A 15001-nucleotide genomic window follows, 5' to 3' on the forward strand; every position below is an offset into this window, starting at 1 on the left:
GTCTCTAAGGTGACGGATTAAGGGTAATTTAGTTGCAGAAAGACCAAATATTATTGTATAATACTCGGTTTTTCGCTAAAAGACACAAGTCAATTATTAATAGGATTTATTAAAGATGAGTAATCAAAACATTAGAATTAAATTAAAGGCATTTGACCATCGTTTAATCGATAAGTCGGCTATTGAAATTGTAGATACTGCTAAGCGTACTGGTGCAAGTGTTAGAGGTCCAATCCCTTTACCAACAAAGAAAGAGCGTTTTACTGTATTGACTTCTCCGCATGTTAACAAGAAGGCGAGAGATCAGTATGAATTAAGAACATATGTTAGATTGATGGATGTTATTAGCCCAACTGATAAAACAGTTGATGCGTTAATGAAACTAGATTTAGCAGCAGGTGTTGATGTAGCGATTAAGCTTAATTAACAAATATAAGTTATAGGAATAGAATCATGGCAATTGGTTTAGTAGGACAAAAAATAGGAATGACGCGTATCTTGTCTGACGATGGTTCGTCAACTGCGGTAAGTGTTATTAAAGTTGAGTCTAATCGTGTTGTTCAAATAAGAACAATGGAAGTGGATGGTTATAACGCTGTACAAGTAACTACTGGGGCTAAAGTCAACAAGAAAGGCGAAGCAAAATTGCGTCGTGTTTCGTCAGCGACTAAAGGTCATTATGCTAAAGCTTCACAAGACATTGGTTTGGGTCTTTGGGAGTTTAGCGCAGATGCTAACGAGATTGCCGATAGCACAAGTTTTGATCTATCTATTTTTGGTGCGGGTCAATATGTTGATGTTACTGGGCAGTCTAAAGGTAAAGGTTTTCAAGGTGGTGTAAAGCGTCATAACTTTTCGATGCAAGATGCAACACATGGTAACTCAATTTCTCACAGAGCAATTGGTTCTACTGGTCAGTGTCAAGAGCCTGGTCGTGTATTCAAAGGTAAGAAAATGGCTGGTCACATGGGTGACGAGCAAGTGACTGAAGAATGTTTAGAGATTATTAGAGTTGATAGTGATAGAAATTTATTATTAGTTAAAGGTGCAATTCCTGGTTCTAAGAGTGGCTTTGTTAAAGTAAGGTTGTCCGCCAAGAAAGACAAAGTGAACGCCGGTATCAGTAAGCAACTTCAAGAGCAAAAAGAAGCAGCGGCAAAAGAAGCAGAGAATGTAGTATCAACTGAAGATAACACTGCAGAAGAAACTAAGGCAGAAGAATAAGGTTTAAGATGAAATTAAAAGTATTAAACATAAGTACAAACAAATCTAGCTCTACTGAAGTTGCAGAGTCTGTTTTTGCAAGAGACTATAACCAATCATTGGTTCACCAAGTGACAACAGCGTATATGGCTACGGGTCGTCAAGGTTCTAAAGCACAAAAAAATCGTAGTGCTGTTAGCGGTGGCGGTAAGAAACCTTGGGCACAGAAAGGTACAGGCCGTGCTCGTGCTGGTACTTCTCGTGGTCCTATTTGGCGTTCAGGTGGCGTGACATTTGCTGCGCAACCAAGAAGCTACGCACAGAAAGTTAATAAGAAAATGTACAAAGGTGCAATTAGTGTTATTTTTTCTGAGTTGGCGCGTACTGAGCGTTTGAAAGTGGTTAAAACTTTTGATGTTAAAGATGCAAAAACAAAGAATATAACTGCATTGCTTAAAGCGTTAGATGTAAAAGATGCTTTATTAATGACAGATGAGTTAGATGAGAATCTATATCTTTCTTCACGCAATTTATACCATGTTGGTGTTTGTGACACACAAAGTATTGACCCGGTTAGTTTGATTGGTTATGAAAATGTTGTCATTACTGAAGCAGCATTAAAGAAAGTGGAAGGTATGCTATGAATCAAGAAAAAATATTAAAAACCTTATTGGCGCCAATTGTTTCTGAGAAGACATCATTGTTGTCAGCACAAAATCAATATGCATTTAAAGTGCGTGTTGATAGCAATAAGAAAGAAATTAAAGCAGCTATCGAATCACTATTTGGTGTTACAGTAGAAAATGTAACAACTTCTGTTGTGAAAGGCAAGAAGAAAGTATTTAAAGGTAAGATTGGTCGTCGTGTCAATTGGAAGAAGGCAATGGTAAAAGTGTCTGAAGGCCAAATGATTGATGTGACTGCATCTTAAAGAGAGAGATTATGGCACAAGTAATTAAAAGAAAACCAACCTCACCCGGCAGAAGATTTGTTGTTAGTGTTGTTGATAAAGACTTACATGATGGCGCACCTTATGCACCATTAACACAAAGTAAGAACAGAATTAGCGGTCGTAATAACCGAGGTAAGATTACAGTTCGTCGTAAAGGTGGTGGACACAAGCGTCGTTACCGCGTTATTGATTTTAGACGCAACAAAGATGATATTACTGCAAAAGTTGAGCGTTTAGAATACGATCCAAATCGTAGCGCTAATATTGCTTTGGTTTTGTATGCAGACGGTGAGCGCAAATATATCATTGCACCAAACGGTTTGAAAGTAGGTGATGAGGTTGTTTCAGGTAGTAGTGTTGCTATTAAAGCAGGCAATGTAATGCCATGCGCAAATATCCCGTTAGGTAGTGTTATTCACTGTATTGAGCTTAAGCCAGGTAAGGGTGCACAAATGGCGCGTAGTGCAGGCACCTCAGCGCAATTAATTGCAAAAGAAGGTACATATGTCACTTTAAGGTTGCGTTCTGGTGAAGTTCGTAAAGTTTTGGCAGAATGTCGTGCAACAATTGGTGAAGTGTCCAAGAAAGAACACAGTTTAAGAAAATTAGGTAAAGCGGGTGCAACACGCTGGAGAGGTGTTAGGCCTACTGTTCGTGGTGTTGTAATGAATCCAGTTGATCACCCACATGGTGGTGGTGAAGGTAAAACTAGTGGTGGTCGTCACCCAGTTTCTCCTTGGGGTACACCAACTAAGGGTTATAAGACACGTAGTAACAAACGTACTGATAAGCTTATCGTGCGTCGTAGAAATAAATAAGGGTAATTATGGCTAGATCATTAAGAAAGGGTCCATTTGTTGACGAGCATTTAATCAAGAAAGTATTAACAGCTCAAGAAAATAAGGATAGAAAACCAATTAAAACTTGGTCTAGGCGTTCGGTAATTGTGCCTGAAATGATTGGGTTAACAATCGCAGTGCACAATGGCAGAGCACATGTGCCAGTGTCAATTAACGAACAAATGATTGGTCATAAATTAGGTGAGTTTGCAGCAACTAGAACATTTGTTGCACATTCAGGCGACCGTAAAGCATAATACAAGGGTGATTGAGAAAATGAAAGAAGTTAAAGCAGTGCATAAATATGCAAAAACCTCAGCTTTTAAAGCGCGATTGGTAGCGGATCAAATTCGTTTAAAGTCGGTAGAAGAGGCACTCAATATTTTGTCGTTTAGCAATAAGAAAGCGTCAGTCCTTATTAAGAAGGTATTAAATTCAGCGATTTCAAATGCTGAGAACAATAATGGTTTGGATATTGATGAATTAAAAGTGAGTAGTGTTTATATTGATGAAGGCTCAACAATGAAAAGAATTCGTCCTAGAGCAAAAGGTAGAGCGAATCGTATTTTAAAAAGAACAAGCCATATTACAGTTGGCGTAAGTGCAGGATAAGGTATAAATTATGGGTCAAAAAGTAAATCCAAAAGGTATTAGATTAGGCATCGTTAAAGATTGGGATTCTAAGTGGTATGCGAATTCTCAAGATTATTCTAAGTACTTGTTATCTGATATTGAAGTTAGAGATTTTTTATTTGAGAAACTAAAGTCTGCTTCTGTTAGTCGTGTCCAAATTGAACGCCTAGCAAACAATGCTAAAATAACTATCCATACCGCTCGTCCTGGCATTGTGATTGGTAAAAAAGGTGCTGATATTGAAGGGTTGAAATCTATTGTTAGTAAAATGATGGGTATGACAACACATATCAATATTGAAGAAATTAAAAAGCCCGAGCTAGATTCGCGTCTAGTGGCAGAAAATATTGCACAGCAGTTAGAAAAGCGTGTGATGTATCGTCGTGCAGTTAAGCGTGTATTAGGCAATGCAACCCGTTTGGGCGCACAAGGGATTAAGATTATGGTTAGTGGTCGTTTAAATGGTGCGGAAATTGCACGCTCTGAATGGTATCGTGAAGGTCGTGTGCCATTACACACATTCAGAGCAGATATTGATTATGCACATTATGGTGCAAACACACAATATGGTGTGATTGGTATCAAAGTTTGGATTTTCAAAGGTGAAATTCTAGATCATAAGAAAGGCACATTAGATGAGGTTGCTCGTCGTGGTGCTACTAACCAAATCGCTAAGAAATAAAGGATTGACAAATGTTACAACCTAAACGTACAAAATTTAGAAAAATGATGAAAGGTCGCAACCGCGGCTTGGCAACTGGTCATAAGGTGAGCTTTGGTGAAATTGGCCTACAAGCTGTAGGTAGATGTCGCATGACTGCAAGACAAATTGAAGCTGCTCGTAGAGCGATGACGCGTCATGTAAAGCGTCAGGGTAAGATTTGGATTCGTGTATTTCCAGACAAACCTATTACTAAGAAGCCATTAGAAGTGCGTATGGGTAAAGGTAAAGGTAGTGTTGAATATTGGGTTGCACAAATCAAGCCGGGTCAAATGTTGTTTGAAATGCAAGGTGTTGATGAGACAATTGCAAGAGAAGCATTCCAGCTTGCTGCGGCAAAATTACCAGTAAAGACAAAAGTTATTAAAAGGATGGCAATGTAATGGATGTAAAAGAATTAAGAGGGCAAGACGTCCCTACACTTAACGACACTTTAATGGGTATTCTAAAGGAGCACTTTGAGTTGCGTATGCAACATAAAAGTGCACAGTTAGATGATGGTTCAAAGTTGAGAAAAGTTAAAAGATCAATTGCACAAGTTAAAACTATTATTAAAGAGAAACAAGCATGAGCGAGAATAAAGTAGAACGCGTATTAACAGGTAAAGTTGTTAGCAGTAGTCGTGATAAAACTATTACCGTTATGATTGAGCGTAAAGTTCGTCATCCCATTTATAAGAAATATATTAGGCGTAGCACTAAGGTTCATGCGCATGATGAAAAAAATGAATGCAGTGTAGGCGACACAGTAAGAGTAGTAGAGGCGAAGCCGTTTTCTAAGACTAAGTGTTGGGCATTGTTAGAAGTCCTTGAGAAATCAGTGGCTGTTGATCACATAGCATAATTAAAAGAGAATAAGATATGATTCAAATGCAAACAAAACTTCATGTTGCTGATAACAGTGGCGGTGTTAAAGCAATGTGTATTAAAGTGTTAGGCGGCTCTAAGCGTCGCTATGCAAACATTGGCGATGTGATTAAAGTCAGTATTAAAGAAGCTGCACCGCGTGCTAAAGTAAAAAAAGGTGATGTGTATGACGCCGTTGTTGTTCGTACGGCACAAGGTGTTCGTCGTTCAGATGGTTCACGCATTCGTTTTGATAGCAATGCAGTTGTATTACTAAACACAAAACTTGAGCCAGTAGGTACACGCATCTTCGGACCTGTGACTCGTGAATTGCGTAGTGCAAAATTTATGAAAATTGTTTCACTAGCGCCAGAGGTATTGTAATGAATAAGATCAAAGTAAAAGATGAAGTAATTTTGATTACTGGTAAGGACAAAGGCTCTATAGGTACAGTAACAAAAATCACTGATAATAAAGTTGTAGTTGAGGGCTTAAATCTTGCTAAGAAGCATGTTAAGTCAAACCCAAATGCTGGCGTAACAGGTGGTATTATTGATACAGAAATGCCAGTGGCAGTTTCAAATGTAGCAATCTACAATGCGAAAACAAAAAAAGCAGACAGGGTTGGGTTACGCACTGACAAAGATGGCAATAAAGAAAGATTTTTTAAATCAAACGGCGATTCAATCGTTTGAGACAGTTAAAGGAAAAAAACCGTGGCTAGATTACAAGAACAATATAGAAAAGAAATTTTACCTGCTTTACAAAAAGAGTTAAATCAAAAAAATCCAATGGCAGTGCCTAAGATTGAAAAGATTACTATTAATATGGGTCTGGGTAGTGCATTAGGTGATAAGAAAATTTTGCAAAATGCAGTAGACGAGATGAGCTTAATTGCTGGTCAAAAACCAATAACATGTATAGCGCGTAAATCAGTAGCAAGTTTCAAGTTAAGAGAAGGTAGTGCAATTGGTTGCAAAGTAACACTTCGCAAGGAAAAGATGTATGAATTTTTAGATCGTTTGGTTAATATCGCGATTCCCCGTATTCGTGATTTCCGTGGTTTGAATGAGAAGTCATTTGATGGTCGTGGTAATTACAACATGGGTTTAACTGAGCAAATCGTTTTTCCAGAAATTGATTTTGAAAAAGTAACAAGAGTGCGTGGTATGGATATCGCTATCACCACCACTGCACAAAATGATGATGACGCTAAGAAACTATTGGCAATGTTTAACTTCCCATTTAAAGGACAAGAAAATGGCTAAAAAGTCTATGATAAATAGAGACATCAAGCGCACTAAAGTGGTTGAAAAATACCGCACTAAACGCCTTGAGTTAAAGAAAATTATTAAGAGTGTAAATTCTTCTGATGAAGAGCGCTTTCAAGCAACGATTAAGTTGCAAGCGTTACCGCGTGATGCTTCACCGACAAGACAACGCTCTCGTTGTGGTTTGACGGGTCGTCCGCATGGTTTTTACCGTAAGTTTGGTTTGGCTAGAATCAAATTGAGAGAGCGCACTATGAACGGTGAAGTGCCTGGTTTATCTAAAGCAAGTTGGTAGGAGGTTGTTGATATGAGTATGTCTGATCCAGTTGCTGATATGTTGACTCGCATTCGTAATGCGCACATGGTTGAAAAGAAAGAAGTCAACATCCCAGCGTCAAATTTAAAATCTGCTATTGCAAGTGTGATGCAGCAAGAAGGTTATATTGAATCATTTAGTGTGGTAGGTGAAAAAGCCACTAAAACCTTGACGCTTAAGTTGAAGTATTATGATGACAAACCCGTTATTGATTCATTAAAAAGAATTTCAAAACCAAGTTTGCGTGTGTATGTCAAAAGTACTGAGATGCCAAGTGTCATGAATGGCTTGGGTATCGTTATTGTTTCAACACCTAAAGGTGTAATGACTGGACAAAATGCAGCAACCCAGAATGTGGGTGGTGAAGTTTTGTGTAGCATTTCTTAAAGGAGTTATAAGATGTCTAGAGTTGCAAAAGCACCAATCGAAATTCCAGCTGGCGTTGAAGTTTTAATAAATAGTTCTACAATGGCAGTTAAAGGTAAATTAGGTCAAATGGAAATGGAAATCCATCCATCAGTTGTTATCTCTAATGCAGAAAATGTTTTGACATTTAATGTTGCTAAAACTGATAAAAAAGAGGAAAAGAAAGCATGGGCACAAGCAGGCACTGCAAGAGCGAATACTGCTAACTTGATTAAAGGTGTTGTAGAAGGTTGGGAGAAAAAATTAACCCTTATCGGTGTTGGTTACCGTGCAAAGGCAACGGGTAAAGCCTTAGATTTAACACTAGGTTTTTCTCATCCAGTTCAGTATAACCTGCCAGAAGGCGTTACTGCTGAGACACCTTCACAAACTGAAATTGTTGTGAAAGGTATGGATAAGCAAAAAGTAGGTCAGGTGGCTGCTGAGATTCGTGCCTATCGTCCGCCAGAGCCTTATAAAGGTAAAGGTGTGCGTTACACTGATGAATATGTGGTTCGTAAAGAAGCGAAAAAGAAATAGAGCGAAATAATTAAGGTAATAGTATGAAACTTTCAAAAAAACAAGCTCGTTTAAGAAGAGCAACTAAATTTAGAGCTAAGCATGCAGAGAGAGGTATTGAGCGTTTATGCGTTTATAAGACATCTCAGCATATTTATGCACAAATCATTAGCGCCTGTGGCACTAAGACTTTGGTCAGTGCATCTAGCTTGAAAGAAAAGAATGGCGGTAATGTGGCAGCAGCAACTAAGATTGGCGCTGAGATTGCCAAAGCAGCAAAGAAAGTAAAAGTAACGAAAATTGCTTTTGATCGTTCTGGTTTTAAATACCATGGTCGTGTGAAAGCATTAGCTGAAGCAGCACGAGATGGCGGTTTAGACTTTTAATAAAAAATTATAAAAATAGGCGTAAAAGATGGCAGATTTTAGAAAAAATAATAAAGATGATGACGGTTTCATTGAGAAGTTGGTTAACATTCGTCGTGTTGTAAAAGTAGTTAAAGGTGGCCGTATTTTTGGCTTCTCTGCATTGGTTGTTGTTGGTGACGGCAATGGTAAAGTAGGTTATGGCACGGGTAAAGCGCGTGAAGTGCCTGCCGCTATCCAAAAAGCAATGGATAAGGCAAGAAAAGCCATGAAAAGTGTTCCATTAAAAGACGGCACACTTTATTACTCTATCACTTCAAATGTCGGCGCCGCTAAAGTTTATATGCAGCCTGCATCAGAAGGTACAGGTGTTATTGCTGGTGGCCCAATGCGTAGTGTATTGGAAGCAGTTGGTGTGCATAATATCTTGGCGAAATGTAACGGTACGCGTAATCCTATTAGTGTTGTTCGCGCAACGATTGAAGGTTTAACATCAATGTCATCCCCACAATCAGTGGCCAGCAAGCGCGGTAAAACTGTTGAAGAGATTAGGGGAGAAATATAATGGCTGAAGAGAAAAAAGTGGCAACTAAGAAGCCTACTACTAAAAAAGTAGCAGCAAAGAAAAACACGGTAAGTGTGACATTAGTCAAGAGTTTTTATGGTCGTCTTCCATCACATCGTGCAACGATAACAGGTCTTGGTTTAAAGCGTATTAATCACACAGTAGAATTACTTGATACGCCTGAAGTGAGAGGTATGATTAATAAGGTTTCTTATCTACTTAAAGTAGAGGATTAAGATTATGGATATTATGCAATTAAATACATTGGCACCTGCAGAAGGTGAAAAAAGAACTGGAAAGCGCGTTGGTCGTGGTATTGGCAGTGGTTTTGGCAAAACTTGTGGTCGTGGTCATAAGGGTCAGAAAGCTCGTTCAGGTGGTTTTACTAAAATCGGTTTTGAAGGTGGTCAAATGCCCCTTCAGCGTCGCCTTCCTAAGGTTGGCTTTTCATCGCGTGTTTCGATTATTACCTCTCAAGTGACTTTATCTGAGATTGATAAGTTAGAGGAAAAAGAAATCACGGTTGATGTGTTAAAGAAACACAACTTGGTGACTAAGAATATTAAGCGCGTTAAGGTAATGCTTTCTGGTGAGATTAATAGGGCGGTGACATTAACAGGTATCAAGGCAACTAAAGGCGCAAAAGTAGCCATTGAAGCTGCTAAAGGAACGGTTAACGAGTAACAAGATGAGTCAACCGCCCCTACTTTCCCAAGATTTATCAAAGCGCATTCTCTTTTTATTGGGTGCGTTAATTGTTTTTAGACTGGGTACGCATATTACCATTCCGTTTATTTCGCCAACTGCGCTAGCTTCATTAGCGCAAGACCAGCAGGGTACGATTTTGGATATGTTTAATATGTTTTCTGGTGGCGCACTAGAAAGGTTGTCTATTTTTACCTTGGGCATTATGCCTTATATTTCAGCATCAATTATCATACAGTTGATGACATCGGTAGTGCCAAAGTTTGAACAACTTAAGAAAGAAGGAGAGAGCGGTAAGCGTAAGATTACTCAATATACGCGTTTGGGTACTGTCGTTTTGGCGGTGTTTCAATCTTACGGTATTTCAATTGCCTTGCAATCTCAAAGTGCTGGCGATGTGGCATTGGTAACAAGCACTGGCTTTACTTTTAGCTTGGTAACAGTGATAACATTAACGACAGGCACATTATTTTTGATGTGGCTGGGTGAGCAAATTACAGAAAAAGGTATTGGTAATGGTATCTCAATGATTATTTTTGCTGGTATTGTTTCAGGTTTGCCATCGGCAATAGGCTCAACATTGTCGTTGGTCTCTACAGGTGAATTGGCGGTTATTTTTGTTGTTATATTGTTAGCAATGACTTTGTTAGTGACTGCTTTTGTGGTGTTTATGGAGCGTGGACAACGCCGTATTACTGTGAATTACGCCAAGCGTCAGCAAGGCCGTAAAATGGTTGGTGGTCAGAGTTCGTACTTACCACTTAAAATCAATATGGCTGGCGTGATTCCACCAATTTTTGCCTCTTCGATTATTTTATTTCCAGCAACATTGGGTGGCTGGTTTTCGCAATCAGAAGGGATGGGTTGGTTGGCCGATTTAACTGCAGGCATTTCTCCGGGTCAGCCGTTATATGTATTGTTTTATGGGTTGGCGATTGTGTTTTTTACATTTTTCTACACAGCGCTAACTTTTGATCCAAAAGACACTGCAGATAATCTGCGTAAGTCTGGTGGTTTTATTCCAGGTATTCGTCCGGGTAAGAACTCAGCAGATTATATTGACTCTGTTATGTCGCGTTTAACAGCCTCAGGTGCACTCTACATTGCTGCAGTTTGTTTATTGCCAGAGTTTTTGATTTTGTATTGGAATGTGCCGTTTTATTTTGGCGGCACTAGTTTGTTAATTATCGTTGTTGTGGTGATGGACTTCATTACACAAGCGCAATCACATTTAATGTCTAATCAGTATGAGTCATTAATGAAAAAATCAGGTTTAAATTAGAAGGGTAGTATTATGAAAGTAAGAGCATCAGTTAAAAAGATTTGTAACAATTGTAAAATTATTAAGCGCCATGGTGTGGTGCGTGTAATTTGTAAAGAACCTAGACACAAGCAAAGACAAGGTTAATTGACATTGCATGGCTAGCAAAGTATAATTGTTCGTTTTGCAAATTTTAAAGTCGTGAATTCAAACAAGAGAAAAACGAACACTCATGATTGATTTTATAGAAATAAAGGATATATAGATGGCTAGAATAGCGGGAATAAATATTTCAACACATAAACATATTGTTATTGGCTTACAGTCAATTTTTGGTATTGGTGATACACGCGCAAAAGCAATTTGCAGCGAACTTAAATTAGACCCAGCAACAAAAGTATCAGATTTAGCTGAAGAGCAGTTGGAATTAATTCGTAGTGCAGTTGCGAAGTTTGAAGTTGAAGGCGACCTTCGTCGTCAAATCGCAATGGATATTAAACGCTTGAGGGATTTAGGTTGTTATCGTGGTATCCGCCATAGAAAATCATTACCACTTCGTGGTCAAAGAACTAAAACAAATGCTAGAACTCGTAAGGGTCCTCGTCGTTTAATTAAATAATCATAGGTAGATATTATGGCTAAAGCACCAACAAAGAAAAAATCAAAAAAAGTCGTTACTGACGGTATTGCGCATATTCATGCAACATTTAACAACACCATCGTTATGATTACAGACCGTCATGGTAATGCAGTTTGCTGGGCAACTTCAGGTGGCTCTGGTTTTAGAGGTTCAAGAAAATCAACGCCATTTGCAGCACAAGTAGCAGCTGGCAATTGCGGTGAAAAAGCATTGGCTTTTGGCATGAAGAACTTAGATGTTCGCGTTAAAGGCCCCGGTCCTGGTAGAGATTCAGCCATTCGTGGTTTAAATGCACAGGGCTTAAAAATTCAATCAATTACAGATGTAACGCCAATCCCTCACAATGGTTGTCGTCCTTCTAAAAAACGCAGAGTATAAGGATAAATTATGGCTAGATATACTGGACCTACTTGTAAATTAGCCCGTCGCGAAGGCACGGACTTGTTTCTAAAAAGTGGCATTAGATCGTTAGATTCTAAATGTAAAGTTACACAATTACCTGGTATGCACGGTGCAACTGCCCGTCAACAAAAAGGTACTGAGTATGGTTTACAATTGCGTGAAAAGCAAAAAGTTAGGCGTATTTATGGTATTTTAGAAAAGCAATTCCGTTCATACTATAAAAAAGCATCTCAAAAGAAAGGTTCAACAGGTGAAAACCTATTGTCTTTATTAGAGTGTCGTCTTGATAATGTTGTTTATCGTATGGGTTTTGGCTCTACGCGCGCTGAAGCAAGACAATTGGTTTCTCACAAGGCTATCTTGGTTAATGGTTTGGCGGTTAACATTCCTTCTTACCAAGTTGGTGCTAATGATGAAATTTCTATTAGAGAAAAAGCAAAAAAACAAAGCCGTATTCAATTAGCAATGGAATTAGCTGAGCAAGGTGACTTGCCAGAATGGGTTGAAGTTGATAGTAAAGCACTAAAAGGTGTATTTAAGAATGTTCCTGCGCGTGATGACTTGTCATCTGATATTGCAGAGCATTTAATTGTTGAATTGTATTCAAAATAAAGGACATATTATGCAAGGAAATGCAAGAGATTTTTTAAAGCCAAAGTTGGTTGAATCAAAAGAAACAGCGAATAACGAGTATAGAGTTATTCTTGAGCCTTTAGAAAAAGGCTTTGGTCATACACTGGGTAATGCGTTAAGAAGAACATTGTTGTCTTCTGTTTCAGGTTCTGCAATCACAGAAGTAGCGATTGACGGTGTGATGCACGAATTTTCAACTATTGAAGGTGTTCAAGAGGATGTATTAGACATCTTGTTAAACCTTAAAGAAGTTTCAGTTGCGCTAAACACTTCTGATTCAGCAGAAGTTGTTATTGATAAGAAAGGTCCTTGTGAAATCACAGTAGCTGATATTGAAGCAAACGCAACAGATGTTTCAGTGTTCAACAAAGACAAAGTGATTGCAACAATAAATGCAGGTGGTCATATGCGACTAACGCTTAAGATCAGCACAGGTATTGGCTATGACGCAGCAGTTGCGCGTGACGATGAAGCCTCAACAATTGGTGGTATGCAACTAGATGCAAGCTTTTCACCAATTAAGCGTGTGAGTTTCACAGTTGACGCAGCGCGTGTTAATCAAAAAGTTAATCTTGATAAATTAAACATTGTAATGGAAACAAATGGTTCGGTTAATGCTGAAGAAGTTATTAAGCGTGCAGCAACAATCTTACAAGACCAATTGTCTTCATTTGTTGAATTAGAATTGGTTGAAGAAGAAGAGACATTGCCAACTTCAGATGATTTTGACCCGCAATTATTAACAGCAGTAGATGAGTTGGAATTAACGGTTCGTAGCGCAAACTGCTTGAAAGCTGAGCAAATCTACTACATTGGTGATTTAATTGAGAAGTCTGAGCAAGATTTATTGAGAACACCTAACTTAGGTCGTAAGTCGTTGAACGAAATTAAAGAAGCATTAACTGAGAAGGGTCTAAATTTAGGCACAGCCATTGAGAACTGGCCACCAGTTGATTTAATGAGTGAATAAGGAAATATCATGAGACATAGAAAGTCAGGTAGACAACTAAACCGTAATTCTTCTCATCGTAAGGCGATGTTTAAGAATATGGCAAATTCATTGTTTGAGCACGAGACAATCAGAACAACTTTGCCAAAAGCAAAAGAGCTTCGTCGTGTTGTTGAGCCGTTAATTACCAAAGCTAAAACAGACAGCGTTGCTAATCGTCGTAATGCATTTTCAAAATTACGCGATGATGCTTCAGTGGCTAAATTATTCACCCAGTTAGGTCCATTCTACAAAGATCGCCCTGGTGGTTATATCCGTATTCTTAAAGCTGGTTTTCGTACTGGTGATAAAGCGCCAATGGCGATTGTTCAATTAGTTGATTTCGATGGCACACCTGCTGACGATTCTACAGATTCATAAAGGAAAAAACTATGCCTTCAATTAAAGTAAGAGAGAACGAACCTTTTGATATTGCACTTAGACGCTTTCGTCGTACTTGTGATAGAGCTGGTGTTATTACAGATGTTCGTAAGAAAGAATTTTACGAGAAGCCAACATGGGTTAACAAGCGTATGAAAGCAGCAGCAGTCAAACGCACCCATAAAGAAATGGCCAAGAATCGTATCCATCGCAAGAGAATGTATTAAAGTAATATTATTTGATAATTCATATACAATAATAAAATCTCAGTCTTTACTGAGATTTTTTAATTCAGGAGTAGCTCAACAATGTCAGAACTAAAGCAACGCATTACCGAAGATATGAAATCAGCAATGAGAGCCAAAGATAAAGAGAGGCTAAAGGCTATTCGTATGATTTTAGGCGCTATTAAGCAAAGAGAAGTTGATGAGCGTATCGAGCTTGTTGATGAGCAAGTATTAGCCGTCATCCAGAAAATGGTTAAGCAACGCAAAGATTCTATTTCACAATTCAAAGAAGCGGGCCGCACTGACCTTATCGAAATTGAAGAAGCAGAGTTAGTTGTTATCAACAACTATATGCCTGCACAACTTTCAGAAAATGACATAAGTAAAGTTGTTGATAAAGCAATTGCTGATTCTGGTGCGTCTTCTATGCAAGATATGGGCAAGTTAATGGGATTACTCAAGGGCCAGCTTGCAGGTAAGGCTGATATGGGTGTTGTCTCTAGCATCATCCGTTCTAAATTTTCTTAAAAAGAATCTTATATGAAGTTCGTATTAATTTTATTATTTGTCAGTAATTTTGTATTTGCACAGGTTGTGCCAAATTATGCTAAAGAAAAACGCTGGGCATCACAAGTAGAATATGGTTTGATGGATGGTGATGTAGTTTGGCTAAGTGCTAACAAACAACCATTTATGTCGCTTTATACCCCTAGTGAAACTAATACTAAGCGTGCAGCGTTGATTGTCCATGGTTTAGGAGTGCACCCTGATTGGGCGCAAGTCATTCAACCTTTGCGTGTTGCACTTAGTGAAAAAGGCTGGCATACCTTGTCTATTCAAATGCCAGTATTGGCAAATGATAAAGATGCAGTTGAATATATCACTTTACTAACTCAAGCTGACAATCGCATTAAATCTGCCATTAATTATTTACAGCAACAAGGGTTAAATGCAGATGCAATTGTATCTCATAGTTTGGGCAGTGTAATGAGTGCGCATTATTTAGACAATCAGCAACACCCAATCAAATATTTTGTTGCTATTGGAATGCCAGATTTAGCAGTTAAATATTTGGGTAAAATTCGCATCCCAATGCTAGATTTATATGGCGTGGATGATATTGAAGTCGT

General features: G+C 38.5%; 31 protein-coding genes. All 31 read left to right on the forward strand.

The features are described from left to right. Positions 1-115: 115 nt before the first annotated feature. On the forward strand, positions 116-427 hold the full coding sequence (gene rpsJ, locus BAZSYMA_RS06265) for a 30S ribosomal protein S10 (RefSeq protein ID WP_010646263.1): 312 nt from the start codon (positions 116-118) through the stop codon (positions 425-427). Between the two features lie 26 nt (positions 428-453). Beyond that, positions 454-1224 carry a 50S ribosomal protein L3 gene (rplC, locus tag BAZSYMA_RS06270; RefSeq protein WP_090716795.1) on the forward strand — a complete coding sequence of 257 codons (771 nt, stop codon included), beginning with the start codon at positions 454-456 and terminating at the stop codon, positions 1222-1224. 8 nt (positions 1225-1232) lie between these two features. Further along, positions 1233-1847: a 50S ribosomal protein L4 gene (gene rplD, locus BAZSYMA_RS06275; RefSeq protein ID WP_090716798.1), complete on the forward strand. Its 615-nt coding sequence runs from the start codon at positions 1233-1235 to the stop codon at positions 1845-1847. Beyond that, positions 1844-2134 carry a 50S ribosomal protein L23 gene (gene rplW, locus BAZSYMA_RS06280; protein WP_090716800.1) on the forward strand — a complete coding sequence of 97 codons (291 nt, stop codon included), beginning with the start codon at positions 1844-1846 and terminating at the stop codon, positions 2132-2134. The genes rplD and rplW overlap by 4 nt, the downstream gene beginning before the upstream one ends. Positions 2135-2145: 11 nt before the next feature. Then, positions 2146-2973, forward strand: coding sequence for a 50S ribosomal protein L2 (gene rplB / locus BAZSYMA_RS06285; protein WP_090716804.1), 828 nt, complete (start codon positions 2146-2148; stop codon positions 2971-2973). A gap of 8 nt (positions 2974-2981) precedes the next feature. Next, positions 2982-3251: a 30S ribosomal protein S19 gene (gene rpsS, locus BAZSYMA_RS06290; RefSeq protein WP_010646258.1), complete on the forward strand. Its 270-nt coding sequence runs from the start codon at positions 2982-2984 to the stop codon at positions 3249-3251. 19 nt (positions 3252-3270) lie between these two features. After that, a complete protein-coding gene (gene rplV, locus BAZSYMA_RS06295; RefSeq protein ID WP_090716806.1) occupies positions 3271-3606 on the forward strand; it encodes a 50S ribosomal protein L22 in 336 nt (111 codons plus the stop codon). Positions 3607-3616: 10 nt separating this feature from the next. Further along, positions 3617-4309, forward strand: coding sequence for a 30S ribosomal protein S3 (gene rpsC, locus BAZSYMA_RS06300; protein ID WP_090716809.1), 693 nt, complete (start codon positions 3617-3619; stop codon positions 4307-4309). A gap of 11 nt (positions 4310-4320) precedes the next feature. Beyond that, positions 4321-4731 carry a 50S ribosomal protein L16 gene (gene rplP / locus BAZSYMA_RS06305; RefSeq protein WP_090716812.1) on the forward strand — a complete coding sequence of 137 codons (411 nt, stop codon included), beginning with the start codon at positions 4321-4323 and terminating at the stop codon, positions 4729-4731. Beyond that, positions 4731-4919 (forward strand): 50S ribosomal protein L29, encoded by a 189-nt coding sequence (rpmC, locus tag BAZSYMA_RS06310; RefSeq protein WP_090716815.1) that lies wholly within the window; start codon positions 4731-4733, stop codon positions 4917-4919. Before rplP ends, rpmC begins: the two co-directional genes overlap by 1 nt. Then, positions 4916-5191: a 30S ribosomal protein S17 gene (rpsQ, locus tag BAZSYMA_RS06315; RefSeq protein ID WP_090716818.1), complete on the forward strand. Its 276-nt coding sequence runs from the start codon at positions 4916-4918 to the stop codon at positions 5189-5191. Before rpmC ends, rpsQ begins: the two co-directional genes overlap by 4 nt. A 17-nt stretch (positions 5192-5208) precedes the next feature. Continuing rightward, positions 5209-5577: a 50S ribosomal protein L14 gene (gene rplN / locus BAZSYMA_RS06320; protein WP_090716822.1), complete on the forward strand. Its 369-nt coding sequence runs from the start codon at positions 5209-5211 to the stop codon at positions 5575-5577. Further along, on the forward strand, positions 5577-5888 hold the full coding sequence (rplX, locus tag BAZSYMA_RS06325; protein WP_090716825.1) for a 50S ribosomal protein L24: 312 nt from the start codon (positions 5577-5579) through the stop codon (positions 5886-5888). The genes rplN and rplX overlap by 1 nt, the downstream gene beginning before the upstream one ends. Positions 5889-5909: 21 nt before the next feature. Then, positions 5910-6461, forward strand: coding sequence for a 50S ribosomal protein L5 (gene rplE / locus BAZSYMA_RS06330; protein ID WP_090716828.1), 552 nt, complete (start codon positions 5910-5912; stop codon positions 6459-6461). Then, positions 6454-6759, forward strand: a complete 306-nt coding sequence (rpsN, locus tag BAZSYMA_RS06335; protein ID WP_010646248.1) for a 30S ribosomal protein S14 — start codon at positions 6454-6456, stop codon at positions 6757-6759. The genes rplE and rpsN overlap by 8 nt, the downstream gene beginning before the upstream one ends. A 12-nt stretch (positions 6760-6771) precedes the next feature. After that, positions 6772-7167, forward strand: a complete 396-nt coding sequence (gene rpsH, locus BAZSYMA_RS06340; RefSeq protein WP_090716831.1) for a 30S ribosomal protein S8 — start codon at positions 6772-6774, stop codon at positions 7165-7167. Positions 7168-7179: 12 nt separating this feature from the next. After that, a complete protein-coding gene (gene rplF / locus BAZSYMA_RS06345; protein WP_090716833.1) occupies positions 7180-7725 on the forward strand; it encodes a 50S ribosomal protein L6 in 546 nt (181 codons plus the stop codon). 23 nt (positions 7726-7748) lie between these two features. Further along, positions 7749-8090: a 50S ribosomal protein L18 gene (gene rplR, locus BAZSYMA_RS06350; protein ID WP_090716835.1), complete on the forward strand. Its 342-nt coding sequence runs from the start codon at positions 7749-7751 to the stop codon at positions 8088-8090. A 28-nt stretch (positions 8091-8118) separates the two neighbouring features. Next, the gene (gene rpsE, locus BAZSYMA_RS06355; protein WP_090716838.1) at positions 8119-8634 is read left to right on the forward strand and encodes a 30S ribosomal protein S5; all 516 of its coding nucleotides are present in this window, start codon (positions 8119-8121) and stop codon (positions 8632-8634) included. Next, positions 8634-8870, forward strand: coding sequence for a 50S ribosomal protein L30 (gene rpmD, locus BAZSYMA_RS06360; RefSeq protein ID WP_090716840.1), 237 nt, complete (start codon positions 8634-8636; stop codon positions 8868-8870). The genes rpsE and rpmD overlap by 1 nt, the downstream gene beginning before the upstream one ends. A gap of 13 nt (positions 8871-8883) precedes the next feature. Further along, entirely contained in the window at positions 8884-9318 is a 435-nt protein-coding gene (gene rplO / locus BAZSYMA_RS06365; protein ID WP_090716863.1) for a 50S ribosomal protein L15, read from the forward strand. A 4-nt stretch (positions 9319-9322) separates the two neighbouring features. Then, complete coding sequence (secY, locus tag BAZSYMA_RS06370) at positions 9323-10621, forward strand: preprotein translocase subunit SecY (RefSeq protein ID WP_090716843.1); 1299 nt, start codon at positions 9323-9325, stop codon at positions 10619-10621. Between the two features lie 12 nt (positions 10622-10633). Next, positions 10634-10747, forward strand: a complete 114-nt coding sequence (gene rpmJ, locus BAZSYMA_RS06375; RefSeq protein WP_010646235.1) for a 50S ribosomal protein L36 — start codon at positions 10634-10636, stop codon at positions 10745-10747. A gap of 118 nt (positions 10748-10865) precedes the next feature. Then, the gene (rpsM, locus tag BAZSYMA_RS06380; RefSeq protein WP_090716846.1) at positions 10866-11219 is read left to right on the forward strand and encodes a 30S ribosomal protein S13; all 354 of its coding nucleotides are present in this window, start codon (positions 10866-10868) and stop codon (positions 11217-11219) included. Between the two features lie 15 nt (positions 11220-11234). Beyond that, positions 11235-11618, forward strand: coding sequence for a 30S ribosomal protein S11 (rpsK, locus tag BAZSYMA_RS06385; RefSeq protein ID WP_090716850.1), 384 nt, complete (start codon positions 11235-11237; stop codon positions 11616-11618). A gap of 9 nt (positions 11619-11627) precedes the next feature. After that, positions 11628-12254: a 30S ribosomal protein S4 gene (gene rpsD / locus BAZSYMA_RS06390; protein ID WP_090716854.1), complete on the forward strand. Its 627-nt coding sequence runs from the start codon at positions 11628-11630 to the stop codon at positions 12252-12254. A gap of 10 nt (positions 12255-12264) precedes the next feature. Then, the gene (locus BAZSYMA_RS06395) at positions 12265-13245 is read left to right on the forward strand and encodes a DNA-directed RNA polymerase subunit alpha (protein WP_090716865.1); all 981 of its coding nucleotides are present in this window, start codon (positions 12265-12267) and stop codon (positions 13243-13245) included. A gap of 9 nt (positions 13246-13254) precedes the next feature. Then, positions 13255-13644, forward strand: coding sequence for a 50S ribosomal protein L17 (gene rplQ / locus BAZSYMA_RS06400; protein ID WP_090716856.1), 390 nt, complete (start codon positions 13255-13257; stop codon positions 13642-13644). 11 nt (positions 13645-13655) lie between these two features. Then, positions 13656-13871 carry a 30S ribosomal protein S21 gene (rpsU, locus tag BAZSYMA_RS06405; protein WP_010646224.1) on the forward strand — a complete coding sequence of 72 codons (216 nt, stop codon included), beginning with the start codon at positions 13656-13658 and terminating at the stop codon, positions 13869-13871. Positions 13872-13952: 81 nt separating this feature from the next. Further along, a complete protein-coding gene (locus BAZSYMA_RS06410; protein ID WP_090716859.1) occupies positions 13953-14399 on the forward strand; it encodes a GatB/YqeY domain-containing protein in 447 nt (148 codons plus the stop codon). Positions 14400-14411: 12 nt separating this feature from the next. Next, the coding region (locus BAZSYMA_RS06415) for a DUF3530 family protein (RefSeq protein ID WP_090716861.1) at positions 14412-15001 on the forward strand (590 nt) is incomplete at its 3' end.

The sequence above is a fragment of the Bathymodiolus azoricus thioautotrophic gill symbiont genome (assembly GCF_001298715.1).
In the GTDB taxonomy this organism is placed as follows: Bacteria; Pseudomonadota; Gammaproteobacteria; order PS1; family Pseudothioglobaceae; genus Thiodubiliella.

What these genes read in the sequence shown, in the direction of transcription:
- rpsQ (WP_090716818.1), top strand. Translation starts at nt 4,916, where the DNA reads ATGAGCGAGAATAAAGTAGAACGCGTATTAACAGGTAAAGTTGTTAGC.
- rplN (WP_090716822.1), top strand. Translation starts at nt 5,209, where the DNA reads ATGATTCAAATGCAAACAAAACTTCATGTTGCTGATAACAGTGGCGGT.
- rplB (WP_090716804.1), top strand. Translation starts at nt 2,146, where the DNA reads ATGGCACAAGTAATTAAAAGAAAACCAACCTCACCCGGCAGAAGATTT.
- rpmD (WP_090716840.1), top strand. Translation starts at nt 8,634, where the DNA reads ATGGCTGAAGAGAAAAAAGTGGCAACTAAGAAGCCTACTACTAAAAAA.
- rpmJ (WP_010646235.1), top strand. Translation starts at nt 10,634, where the DNA reads ATGAAAGTAAGAGCATCAGTTAAAAAGATTTGTAACAATTGTAAAATT.
- rpsK (WP_090716850.1), top strand. Translation starts at nt 11,235, where the DNA reads ATGGCTAAAGCACCAACAAAGAAAAAATCAAAAAAAGTCGTTACTGAC.
- BAZSYMA_RS06395 (WP_090716865.1), top strand. Translation starts at nt 12,265, where the DNA reads ATGCAAGGAAATGCAAGAGATTTTTTAAAGCCAAAGTTGGTTGAATCA.
- rpsU (WP_010646224.1), top strand. Translation starts at nt 13,656, where the DNA reads ATGCCTTCAATTAAAGTAAGAGAGAACGAACCTTTTGATATTGCACTT.
- rplD (WP_090716798.1), top strand. Translation starts at nt 1,233, where the DNA reads ATGAAATTAAAAGTATTAAACATAAGTACAAACAAATCTAGCTCTACT.
- rplO (WP_090716863.1), top strand. Translation starts at nt 8,884, where the DNA reads ATGCAATTAAATACATTGGCACCTGCAGAAGGTGAAAAAAGAACTGGA.
- rplP (WP_090716812.1), top strand. Translation starts at nt 4,321, where the DNA reads ATGTTACAACCTAAACGTACAAAATTTAGAAAAATGATGAAAGGTCGC.
- rplQ (WP_090716856.1), top strand. Translation starts at nt 13,255, where the DNA reads ATGAGACATAGAAAGTCAGGTAGACAACTAAACCGTAATTCTTCTCAT.
- rpsN (WP_010646248.1), top strand. Translation starts at nt 6,454, where the DNA reads ATGGCTAAAAAGTCTATGATAAATAGAGACATCAAGCGCACTAAAGTG.
- rpsH (WP_090716831.1), top strand. Translation starts at nt 6,772, where the DNA reads ATGAGTATGTCTGATCCAGTTGCTGATATGTTGACTCGCATTCGTAAT.
- rplX (WP_090716825.1), top strand. Translation starts at nt 5,577, where the DNA reads ATGAATAAGATCAAAGTAAAAGATGAAGTAATTTTGATTACTGGTAAG.
- rpsE (WP_090716838.1), top strand. Translation starts at nt 8,119, where the DNA reads ATGGCAGATTTTAGAAAAAATAATAAAGATGATGACGGTTTCATTGAG.
- rpsS (WP_010646258.1), top strand. Translation starts at nt 2,982, where the DNA reads ATGGCTAGATCATTAAGAAAGGGTCCATTTGTTGACGAGCATTTAATC.
- rpsJ (WP_010646263.1), top strand. Translation starts at nt 116, where the DNA reads ATGAGTAATCAAAACATTAGAATTAAATTAAAGGCATTTGACCATCGT.
- rpsM (WP_090716846.1), top strand. Translation starts at nt 10,866, where the DNA reads ATGGCTAGAATAGCGGGAATAAATATTTCAACACATAAACATATTGTT.
- secY (WP_090716843.1), top strand. Translation starts at nt 9,323, where the DNA reads ATGAGTCAACCGCCCCTACTTTCCCAAGATTTATCAAAGCGCATTCTC.
- rplC (WP_090716795.1), top strand. Translation starts at nt 454, where the DNA reads ATGGCAATTGGTTTAGTAGGACAAAAAATAGGAATGACGCGTATCTTG.
- rplW (WP_090716800.1), top strand. Translation starts at nt 1,844, where the DNA reads ATGAATCAAGAAAAAATATTAAAAACCTTATTGGCGCCAATTGTTTCT.
- rpsC (WP_090716809.1), top strand. Translation starts at nt 3,617, where the DNA reads ATGGGTCAAAAAGTAAATCCAAAAGGTATTAGATTAGGCATCGTTAAA.
- rplR (WP_090716835.1), top strand. Translation starts at nt 7,749, where the DNA reads ATGAAACTTTCAAAAAAACAAGCTCGTTTAAGAAGAGCAACTAAATTT.
- BAZSYMA_RS06410 (WP_090716859.1), top strand. Translation starts at nt 13,953, where the DNA reads ATGTCAGAACTAAAGCAACGCATTACCGAAGATATGAAATCAGCAATG.
- rplV (WP_090716806.1), top strand. Translation starts at nt 3,271, where the DNA reads ATGAAAGAAGTTAAAGCAGTGCATAAATATGCAAAAACCTCAGCTTTT.
- rplF (WP_090716833.1), top strand. Translation starts at nt 7,180, where the DNA reads ATGTCTAGAGTTGCAAAAGCACCAATCGAAATTCCAGCTGGCGTTGAA.
- rpmC (WP_090716815.1), top strand. Translation starts at nt 4,731, where the DNA reads ATGGATGTAAAAGAATTAAGAGGGCAAGACGTCCCTACACTTAACGAC.
- rpsD (WP_090716854.1), top strand. Translation starts at nt 11,628, where the DNA reads ATGGCTAGATATACTGGACCTACTTGTAAATTAGCCCGTCGCGAAGGC.